This window comes from Micromonospora sp. KC723 (assembly GCF_004348595.1).
GTDB lineage: Bacteria > Actinomycetota > Actinomycetes > Mycobacteriales > Micromonosporaceae > Micromonospora.
Window position 1 is genome coordinate 1 of sequence record NZ_SMKD01000178.1, and the last position, 9,431, is coordinate 9,431.

8 protein-coding genes are annotated in these 9,431 nt (G+C 74.8%); 4 read left to right on the forward strand and 4 right to left on the reverse strand.

Features of this window, described 5'->3' with window-relative positions; translation table 11 throughout:
- From E1165_RS25955 to E1165_RS25965, 3 genes are all read left to right on the forward strand, one after another.
- Positions 1-788: sulfurtransferase (locus E1165_RS25955; RefSeq protein WP_132394356.1), on the forward strand; the 788-nt coding region annotated here is incomplete at its 5' end.
- 48 nt (positions 789-836) lie between these two features.
- A complete protein-coding gene (locus E1165_RS25960) occupies positions 837-2,018 on the forward strand; it encodes an acetoin utilization protein AcuC (RefSeq protein WP_132394357.1) in 1,182 nt (393 codons plus the stop codon).
- Positions 2,019-2,044: 26 nt separating this feature from the next.
- Positions 2,045-4,600 (forward strand): bifunctional GNAT family N-acetyltransferase/acetate--CoA ligase family protein, encoded by a 2,556-nt coding sequence (locus tag E1165_RS25965; RefSeq protein ID WP_132394358.1) that lies wholly within the window; start codon positions 2,045-2,047, stop codon positions 4,598-4,600.
- Positions 4,601-4,624: 24 nt separating this feature from the next.
- On the opposite strand, the gene E1165_RS25970 is transcribed toward E1165_RS25965, so the two are convergent.
- Together E1165_RS25970 and sigB are read right to left on the reverse strand one after the other, a co-directional pair.
- Positions 4,625-5,032, reverse strand: a complete 408-nt coding sequence (locus tag E1165_RS25970; protein WP_132394359.1) for a VOC family protein — start codon at positions 5,030-5,032, stop codon at positions 4,625-4,627.
- A 91-nt stretch (positions 5,033-5,123) separates the two neighbouring features.
- Positions 5,124-6,137: an RNA polymerase sigma factor SigB gene (gene sigB / locus E1165_RS25975; protein WP_371687400.1), complete on the reverse strand. Its 1,014-nt coding sequence runs from the start codon at positions 6,135-6,137 to the stop codon at positions 5,124-5,126.
- 215 nt (positions 6,138-6,352) lie between these two features.
- Here sigB and E1165_RS25980 point away from each other — a divergent pair, with 215 nt between their 5' ends.
- Entirely contained in the window at positions 6,353-7,141 is a 789-nt protein-coding gene (locus E1165_RS25980; protein ID WP_132394360.1) for a sporulation protein, read from the forward strand.
- A gap of 98 nt (positions 7,142-7,239) precedes the next feature.
- Here the strand turns inward: E1165_RS25980 and dtd are convergent, their stop codons facing one another.
- Together dtd and E1165_RS25990 are read right to left on the reverse strand one after the other, a co-directional pair.
- Entirely contained in the window at positions 7,240-7,662 is a 423-nt protein-coding gene (gene dtd, locus E1165_RS25985) for a D-aminoacyl-tRNA deacylase (protein WP_132394361.1), read from the reverse strand.
- Positions 7,662-9,146: a methyltransferase gene (locus E1165_RS25990; protein WP_207917042.1), complete on the reverse strand. Its 1,485-nt coding sequence runs from the start codon at positions 9,144-9,146 to the stop codon at positions 7,662-7,664. The genes dtd and E1165_RS25990 overlap by 1 nt, the downstream gene beginning before the upstream one ends.
- Between the last annotated feature and the right edge of the window lie 285 nt (positions 9,147-9,431).

Genomic DNA, 9,431 nt, shown 5'->3' on the forward strand with positions numbered 1-9,431 from the left:
CGCCCACCCTGCTCGACGTCCGGTGGCGACTGACCGGCCCACCGGGCCGGGACGACTACACCCTCGGTCACCTGCCCGGAGCCGTCTTCGTCGACCTGGACACCGCGCTCTGCGGCCCGCCCGGCGCCGCCGGGCGGCACCCACTACCCGACCCCGCCGCGCTCCAGGCGGTGCTGCGGGCCGCCGGCGTGCGCGCCGGTCACCCCGTCGTCGTGTACGACGGCGGCGACGGGACGGCCGCCGCACGCGCCTGGTGGACCCTGCGCTGGGCCGGCCACCGGCAGGTCCGCCTGCTGCACGGCGGCTGGCCCGCCTGGACCGCCGCGGGCCTGCCCACCTCGACCGAGAGGCCCGCCCCGGCTCCCGGTGACGTGACCGTGCGACCCGGTGCGCTTCCGGTGCTGGACGCCGACGGCGCGGCCCGTTTCGCCGCCGACGAGGGGGTCCTGCTCGACGTGCGGGCCGCCCCCCGCTACCGGGGCGAGATTGAGCCGATCGACCCGGTCGCCGGGCACGTCCCCGGGGCGGTGAACCTGCCCGCCCCCGAGTACGTCACCGAGGGCCGATTCCCGTCCGCCGAGACGCTGCGGGGCCGGTTCGCGGCGGTCGGGGTGACCGGGGAGGCGCCCGTCGGGGCGTACTGCGGCTCGGGGGTGACCGCCGCGCAGGCGGTGCTCGCGCTGCACCTGGCGGGGCGGCCGGACGCGGCGCTCTACGTCGGTTCGTGGAGCAACTGGGTCGCCGACCCGGACCGTCCGGTGGCCACCGGGGAGTCGCCGACGGGGTGAGCCGCGCGGGGCGTGGGCGTCCGCCGGGGCCCGTGCGACGATGGCCCCATGTCGGACGACACACTGGTGGTGTGGGACGAGTCCCTGCTCGGCTACGACCTGGGGGAGCACCCCCTCGACCCGGTCCGGGTGGAGCTGACCATGGCCCTGGCCCGGGAGTTGGGCGTGCTCGACCGGCCCGGGGTGCGGACGATCCGGCCCGACCCGGCCGACGACGCGCTGCTCACCCGGGTGCACCGGCCGGACTACCTGGCCGCGGTCCGGGCCGCCCCGCACGACCCGCTCTTCGCCGGGTACGGGCTGGGCACCGCCGACAACCCCGTCTTCGACCGGATGCACGAGTCCAGCGCGCTGGTCGCCGGGGCGACCGTGGCCGCCGCGGAGGCGGTGTGGCGGGGCGAGGCCCGGCGGGCGGTCAACGTGGCCGGCGGGCTGCACCACGCCATGCCGGACCGGGCCGCCGGGTTCTGCGTCTACAACGACCCGGCGGTGGCGATCGCCCGCCTGCTCGACCTCGGCGCCGAACGGGTGGCGTACGTGGACGTCGACGTGCACCACGGCGACGGCGTGCAGGAGATCTTCTACCGGGACCCCCGGGTGCTCACGGTGAGCGTGCACGAGACCCCGCTGGCGCTCTTCCCCGGCACCGGGTTCCCCGACGAGACCGGCGGCCCCGGCGCCGAGGGCACCTCGGTGAACCTGCCGCTGCCCCCGGGCGTCGACGACGTCGGCTGGCAGCGCGCCTTCCACGCCGTGGTGCCGTCGGTGCTGCGGGCGTTCCGGCCGCAGATCCTCGTCACCCAGTGCGGCGCCGACGGGCACCGGGCCGACCCCCTGGCCGACCTGCATCTGTCCGTCGACGGTCAGCGGGCCACCTACCTGGCGCTGCGGGCGCTCGCCGACGAGCTCTGCGACGGCCGTTGGGTGGCCACCGGCGGCGGCGGGTACGCGCTGGTCGAGGTGGTGCCCCGGGCCTGGACGCACCTGCTCGCCGTCGCCGCCGGCGCGCCGGTCGACCCGGCCACGCTGACCCCGCCGCCCTGGCGGGAACTGGCGGCGGCCCGTCGGCCCGGACACCGGATCCCCCTGCGGATGACCGACGACGTCGACCCCTCGTACCAGCCGTGGCAGCCGACCGGCGAGCCGAACTCCGTGGACCGGGCCGTCGCGGCCACCCGCAAGGCGGTGTTCCCGCTGCTCGGGCTGGACCCGTACGACCCGCGCGACTGACCGGCGACCGGGAGGAGACGACACCGGTGACCACCGTCGACCAGCCGGTGGACGTGCTGCTCAGCGACGGGACCACCGTCCAGCTGCGGCCGATCCGCCCACAGGACGCGCCGGAGATCGTCGCGATGCACTCGCGGTTCTCCGAGCGCACCCGCTACCTGCGCTACTTCTCGCCGTACCCACGCATCCCGGAACGCGACCTGCGCCGCTTCGTCAACGTCGACCACCGCGACCGGGAGGCGTTCGTGGTGCTCGCCGGCGACCGGATCGTCGCCGTCGGGAGGTACGAGCGGCTCGGCCCGCAGGCGCCCGAGGCCGAGGTGGCGTTCGTGGTCGAGGACGCCTGGCAGGGCCGGGGAATCGGCTCGGTGCTGCTGGAACACCTGGCCGACGCCGCCCGCCGCGCCGGCATCGTCCACTTCGTCGCCGAGGTGCTGCCCGCCAACTCGGCGATGTTGCGGGTCTTCGCCGACTTCGGCTACCAGGTCCAGCACCAGTACGCCGACGGCGTGGTGCACCTGACCTTCCCGATCGCCCCCACCGAGGCGACGCTGGAGGTGCAGCGCGGCCGCGAGCACCGTACCGAGGCGCGGTCCATCGCCCGGCTGCTCGCCCCGCGCGGCGTCGCCGTCTACGGGGCCAGCGCCACCGGGCAGGGCGTCGGCGCGGCCGTCCTCGGTCACCTGCGGGACGGCGGCTACCGCGGGGCGATCGTCCCGGTGCACCCGAGCGCGGCCACCGTGGCCGGGCTGCCCGCGTACCCTTCGGCGGCCGACGCCGGGGCGCAGATCGACCTGGCGGTCGTCGCGGTGGCCGCCGAGGCCGCGGCCGGGGTGGTCGCCGACGCGGCCGCCGCCGGGGCGCACGGCCTGGTGGTCATCTCCGCCGGCTTCGCCGAGGCCGGCGCCGAGGGCGCGGCGGCACAGCGGGCGCTGGTCCGGGCCGCGCACGCCGCCGGGATGCGGGTCGTCGGCCCGAACTGCCTGGGGGTGGCCAACACCGCCGGGGAGGTACGCCTCAACGCCACCCTCGCCCCGGTGCTGCCCGCGCCCGGCCGGGTCGGCCTGTTCAGCCAGTCCGGCGTGTTCGGGGTGGCGCTGCTCGCCGAGGCCCGCCGCCGCCGGCTCGGCCTGTCCAGTTTCGTCTCGGCCGGCAACCGGGCCGACGTCTCCGGCAACGACCTGTTGCAGTACTGGCAGGACGACCCGGGCACCGACGTGATCCTGCTGTACCTGGAGACGTTCGGCAACCCGCGCAAGTTCGCCCGGCTGGCTCGACGCATCGGCCGCGACAAGCCGGTGGTGGCGCTCGCGTCGCTGGCCCGCCCGGACGGTCTCGGCGACGGGCCGGCCCTGGACGAGGCGGCGGTGAGCGCGCTGTTCGCGCAGTCCGGGGTGATCCGGGTGGACACCGTCGCCGAGCTGCTCGACGTGGGCGTGCTCCTGGGCCACCAGCCGCTGCCCGCCGGGCCCCGGGTCGCGGTGGTGGGCAACTCCTCGGCGCTGGCCGGGTTGGCCGCGACCGCCTGCGCCGCCCAGGGGCTGACCGTGGCCGACGGGTACCCCCGCAACGTGGGCCCGCACGCCGGGGCGGCCGAGTTCGCCGACGCACTGGCCGGGGCGACCGCCGACGACGGCGTCGACGCCCTGGTCGCCGTCTTCGCGCCGCCGCTGCCCGGGCAGCTCACCGTCGAGGAGGTGGACTTCGCCGCCGCGCTGCCGGCCGCGCTCGCCACCGGCAAACCGGCGGTGGCGACGTTCCTCGCCGGTCGGGTGCCGGCCGGGGTGCCCGCCTATCCCAGCGTGGAGGAGGCGGTGCGGGCCCTGGGCCGGGTCACCCGGTACGCCGCCTGGCTGCGCCGCGAACCGGGAACACCGCCCGAGGTGGCCCGGGTGGACCCGGCGGCGGGGCAGGCGGCGTTGCGCGCCGACGCCTCCGACACGGCCGGGCTGCTCGCGGCGTACGGCATCGACCTGTTCGAGTCGGCCCGGGCGGCCACGGCCGACGAGGCGGTCGCCGCCGCCGGGCGGATGGGCTGGCCGGTGGCGCTCAAGGCCGCCGACCCGGGCCTGCGGCACCGCCTCGACCTGGGCGCGGTCCGCCTCGACCTGGCCGACGAGGCCGCGCTGCGCCGCGCGTACGCCGAGCTGGCTCCGGTCTTCGGCGCGGACGTGCTGGTGCAGCCGATGGTCCCGCCCGGGGTGGCCTGCGTCGTGGAGCTGGTCGAGGACCCGGCGTTCGGGCCGGTGGTCGGTTTCGGTCTCGGCGGAGTCGCCACGGAGCTGCTCGGCGACCGGGCCTGGCGGGCGGTGCCGCTGACCGACCGGGACGCGTTCGAGCTGGTCGACGAGCCCCGGGCGGCGCCGCTGCTGCGCGGGCACCGGGGGGCTACCCCGGTCGACCGGGCGGCCCTGGCGGACCTGCTGCTGCGTGTCGGGCGGCTCGCCGACGAGCAGCCCCGGGTCCGCTCGTTGACGCTCAACCCGGTGCTGGCCCGCCCGGACGGCATCTCGGTGCTGCACGCCACCGTCCGGGTCGGCGCGGCCGGGGCCCGCCCGGACACCGGTCCGCGGCGACTCTGACCGCACCCGGCGGCGCGGGCGGGTTCAGGCGCGCGCGGAGATCTGCTGTACGCCCCAGGCGTTGCCGTCGGGGTCGGTGAAGAAGACGAAGCCGACGTTGTCCAGCGGGTGCGGCACCGGGCGGGGGTTCGTCCCGAGCACCTGGATCTCGCTGACCTCGACGCCGCGGTCGACCAGCTCCGCCCTGGCCCGCTCCAGGTCGGGCACGACCAGTTGCAGGCCCTTGAGCGACCCCGGCGGCATCGACGGCACCACGCCCCGGCCGATCACGATGGAACAGCCCGAACCCGGGGGCGTGAGCTGCACGATCCGCGCGTCGTCGCCGAGGCGGGTGTCGTGGTCGACGGTGAAGCCGAGCCGCTCGGCGTAGAACTCCTTGGCCCGGTCGATGTCGCTGACCGGCACCACCACCACTTCCAACGTCCAGTTCATACGCCGAGGTTGCCCGAGGAGTACGACATCGCGAGCCCGACACACGGCAGAGGCCCCGGCGAACCGCCGGGGCCTCCCGTTCCGGACGCGGTCAGCAGGCGTACGACTCCAGGCGCTGCGCCCGTTCCGGGGCGCGCAGCTTCAGCAGCGTCACCTTCTCGATCTGCCGGATCCGCTCCCGGGACAGACCGAACTCCTTGCCCACCTCGTCCAGGGTGCGCTGCCGGCCGTCGTCCAGGCCGAACCGCAGCCGGATCACCGCCTGCTCGCGCTGCGAGAGCGTGGCCAACACGATCCGTACCTCGTTGCGCAGTTCGCCGTGGACGGCGGCGTCACCCGGCTCCTGGCGCGGGTCCACCGCGGCGACGAAGTCGCCGAGCGCGCTCTCGCCGTCCTCGCCGACGGCCTGGTCCAGGCTCACCGGCTCCCGGTCGTACGAGATCAGCTCGATCACCTGGAACTCGGGGATCTCCAGGGCCCGGGCCACCTCACCCACCGTCGGCTCACGCCCCAGCGTGACCGACAGCTCCCGGCGAACCCGGACCATCCGGTTGACCTGCTCGACCATGTGCACCGGGATGCGGATGGTGCGGGCCTGGTCGGCCATGGCGCGGGTGATCGCCTGGCGGATCCACCAGGTGGCGTAGGTGGAGAACTTGTAGCCCTTGGCGTAGTCGAACTTCTCGACCGCCCGGATCAGCCCCAGGTTGCCCTCCTGGATGAGGTCGAGGAAGGCCATGCCCCGACCGGTGTAGCGCTTGGCGATGCCCACCAGCCGCAGGTTCGCCTCCAGCAGGTGGTCCTTCGCGGCGCGGCCCTGCGCCACGATCAGCTCAAGGTCGGCCCGCAGCTCGGCGGAGACCGGGGTGCACGTCGACAGCTTCTCCTCGGCGAACAGCCCCGCCTCGATCCGCTTGGCCAGCTCGACCTCCTGCGCGGCGGTGAGCAGCTTCGTCCGGCCGATGCCGTTGAGGTACGCGCGGACCAGGTCGGTGGAGACGCCCCGCTCGTCGGTGGCGTCGAGGTCGGCGAGGGACTCCGTGCCGGGCCCGGCGTCGAGGGTGGCGGCCGGGCGCGTCTGGTGTTCGATCATCTGCAGGGCCATCTCTGTCTCTCCCCGTGTCCGCTTCTGTGCCGCGTACCGGCCTGTGGCGCCGGTGATGAACAGCTTTCCAACCGGGGCGTGAAACGGGAGTGAGGCGATCGGGGACCCGACAGCAGAACGGTCTGGTGTACTGCGTCACAGTCCTTGCCGGTGGCGGTTACGGTGCCGCCAGCGGTCGGTCACCGGGCCGGCGACGACAGGCATCGGAGGACACGGTGGTCTTCAAACGGCTCATGCAGGCGATGGGGGTGGGCGGCCCCTCGGTGGAGACCGTGCTGGTCAACCCGCACTGCCGTCCGGGCGGGCAGCTGGAGGGGCGGATCCGGGTGGCCGGCGGGGAGCACGCCGTGGACATCACCCACGTGGCGCTCGGCCTGGTCACCCGGGTCGAGGTGGAGAGCGCCGACTCCGAGTACCACACCGACCAGGAGTTCGGCCGCGGTCAGGTTAGCGGGCCGTTCCGGCTGGAGGCCGGGCAGCGGTACGACATCCCGTTCCGTTTCCAGGTGCCGTGGGAGACGCCCCTGTCCGACCTGTACGGCCGGCGGCTACCCGGGATGACCATGGGGCTGCGTACCGAACTGGAGGTGGCGCGGGCGGTGGACTCCGGCGACCTGGACGCGGTGTCGGTGCACCCGCTGCCGGTCCACGAACGGCTGCTGGAGGCGCTGCTGCGGCTGGGCTTCCGGTTCGCCCGGGCCGACGTCGAGCGGGGGCACCTCTACGGGGTACGGCAGAGCCTGCCGTTCTACCAGGAGATCGAGTTCTTCCCGGCCCCTCGCTACGCCGGTGTGATCAACCAGCTCGAGCTGACCTTCGTCACCGCAGCGGCGCAGACCCAGGTCGTGCTGGAACTCGACAAGCGGGGCGGCGTCTTCACCGAGGGGCGGGACGCCTTCGGTCGGTTCACCGTGGACCACGCCACACACGACACGGTCGACTGGGCCGCCCACCTCGACGGCTGGCTGCGCCAGTCGCTCACCCGCCGGGGTCTGTTCTCCTGACCCGGGCACAACGAAGCGGTGCGTCGACAACGAAGTCGGCGGCGGAGCCGGTCGCGTCGACCGCCGCCAACTCGACGATCGCCCATCCGGCCCTCGGGTCAAAGGTCCAGCAGGAGGGTGCGGGGGCCCACGTTGACGCTCTCGACCAGCATGTGGGCCCGGAAGCGGCCGGTCTCGACCCTCGTGCCCCGGGCACGGAGGGCGTCGGCGACCGCGGTGACCAGTGGTTCGGCGAGCTCCGCGGGGGCGGCGGCGGTCCAGGTCGGGCGCCTGCCCCGGCGGGCGTCGCCGTACAGGGTGAACTGGCTGACCAGCAGGACCGGGGCGCCGGTGTCGGCGGCGCTGCGTTCGTCGTCCAGGATGCGCAGCTCGTGGATCTTGCGGGCCATGTGCTGCGCGACCTGCGGCGTGTCGGTGTGGGTCACCCCGAGCAGCACCAGCAGCCCGTCGCCGATCTCCCCGACCACCTGGCCGTCCACGGTGACGCTCGCCCGGGCCACCGTCTGCACCAGGGCGCGCATCAGGCCGCCACCGGCTCGATGATGCCCCGCTCGACCAGGTGCGCCACGATCGGCCCGGCCGCCTCGGCCAGCTCCTGCGGCGGCACGTCGTGCGCGGCGGCCAGCAGGGCGAGCTGGTCGCGCAGCGCGAGCCGGCCGTCGCAGCCCCCGACCAGGGCCAGCACCAGCGGGTCGACCTCCTCGGTCCAGCGCAGCCCGTGCGGCATGGAAAGCGTCTGCCGGTCCACCGCCCAGCCGTCGTCGCCCATGGTGGCCTCCTGCCGCAGCTGAAGCCCCTCCGCGGCCCGGTAGCGCTCGGCGAGCAGCGCGTCGGTGTCGCGTACCCGCAGGAAGTCCTGGCGGTCGAACCAGGCGGCGATCCGCTCGCCCATCGGGGGTTCCACCCGCTGGCGCAGGTCCTCCACCCGGACCACCGGGTCGGCATGCCCGGAGCGGCGCAGCGACACGATGCCGAAACCGATCGCCTCCACCTTGTGCGCGTCGAACCAGTCCAGCCAGGCCGCCATCCGCTGCGCGTCGGCGGCCTCGCCCACGTCGGTGAGCCACAGGCTGACGTACGCCATCGGGTCGGCCACCTCGCGCTGGATCACCCAGGCGTCCAGCCCTGTTCCGGTGAACCAGCCGGCCACCCGCTCGCCCCAGTCCTCGCCGGTCACGTGCACCCAGTTCGCCAGGTACTGCATGGTGCCGCCCTCGGTGAGCAGGCCGGGCGCGGCGGCGGCCAGCTCCGCGCCGATCGCGTCACCGACCCGACCGGAGTCGCGGTAGACGTGGGTGGTGGTGCCCGGCCCGACCACGAAGGGTGGGTTGCTCACCACCAGGTCGAAGCGGCGGCCGGCGACCGGAGCGACCAGGTCGCCGCGGAGCAGCTCCCAGTCCTGGTCGTTGAGGGCGGCGGTGGTGGCGGCGAAGCGCAGTGCCCGCTCGGAGACGTCGGTGGCGGTGATCCGGCGGGCGTGGGTGGCCAGGTGCAGCGCCTGGACGCCGGAGCCGGTGCCCAGGTCCAGCGCGGTCTCCACCGGCCGGCGCATGGTCGCGCCGATCAGCGTCTGGGTGGCCCCGCCGATGCCGAGCACGTGTTCGGCGTGCAGCGGCCGGCCGGGCCGGGCGCTGGCCGGCACGTCGGCGAGCACCCACCAGTCGTCCCCGTACGGCTCCAGGTCGACCCCGGCGCGCAGGCCGTCGCCGTGCCGCTCGACGAGCCCGCCGGCGAGGGCCTCGGCGATCGTCAGCGGGGCGAGCGCGGCGGCCACCGCCGCCTCCGGCTCGGTCTGGTCGCAGATGAACACCCTGATCAGGGTGGCGAGCGGGTCGCGGTCGGCGGTGGCGCGCAGGGCGGCCCGGAAGTCGTTGCGGGCCATCCCGCCGGTGGCCGACGGGCCGAGCCGGCCGGCGATGCCGTTGGAGGTGAAGCGGGCCCGGTCCAGCGCGGTACGCAGCGCCTCGACGCCGGCGGAAGAGAGCAGCATGTCGTGTCGTTCCACGTCGACATCCTGCCTGGTAGAAGAGACGGAGCGGTCGGCACCTGTTACATCCATATTGCCACCTGGATATATTCGCTGTTATCTCTTTCATGCATCTCGATGGATGGCTAGCATTCCCCCCAACATCCGTCGATGGGCGTCCCCGCGGACACGGAACCGCCGGACGCACCGGTAGGGAGTTCAGACGATGCCGACTGTGCCCGTTTCCCGGCGCCGCGTGATCCACGCGTTCGCCGTGACGGCCGCGGCGGCGGCCCTCACCGCCGCCGCCACCACCCCCGCCCT

Bases quoted from the DNA above. Each gene is read 5' to 3' on its own strand.
- E1165_RS25960 (WP_132394357.1), top strand. From the start codon at position 837: ATGTCGGACGACACACTGGTGGTGTGGGACGAGTCCCTGCTCGGCTAC.
- E1165_RS25970 (WP_132394359.1), bottom strand. From the start codon at position 5,032: ATGAACTGGACGTTGGAAGTGGTGGTGGTGCCGGTCAGCGACATCGAC.
- sigB (WP_371687400.1), bottom strand. From the start codon at position 6,137: ATGGCCCTGCAGATGATCGAACACCAGACGCGCCCGGCCGCCACCCTC.
- dtd (WP_132394361.1), bottom strand. From the start codon at position 7,662: ATGCGCGCCCTGGTGCAGACGGTGGCCCGGGCGAGCGTCACCGTGGAC.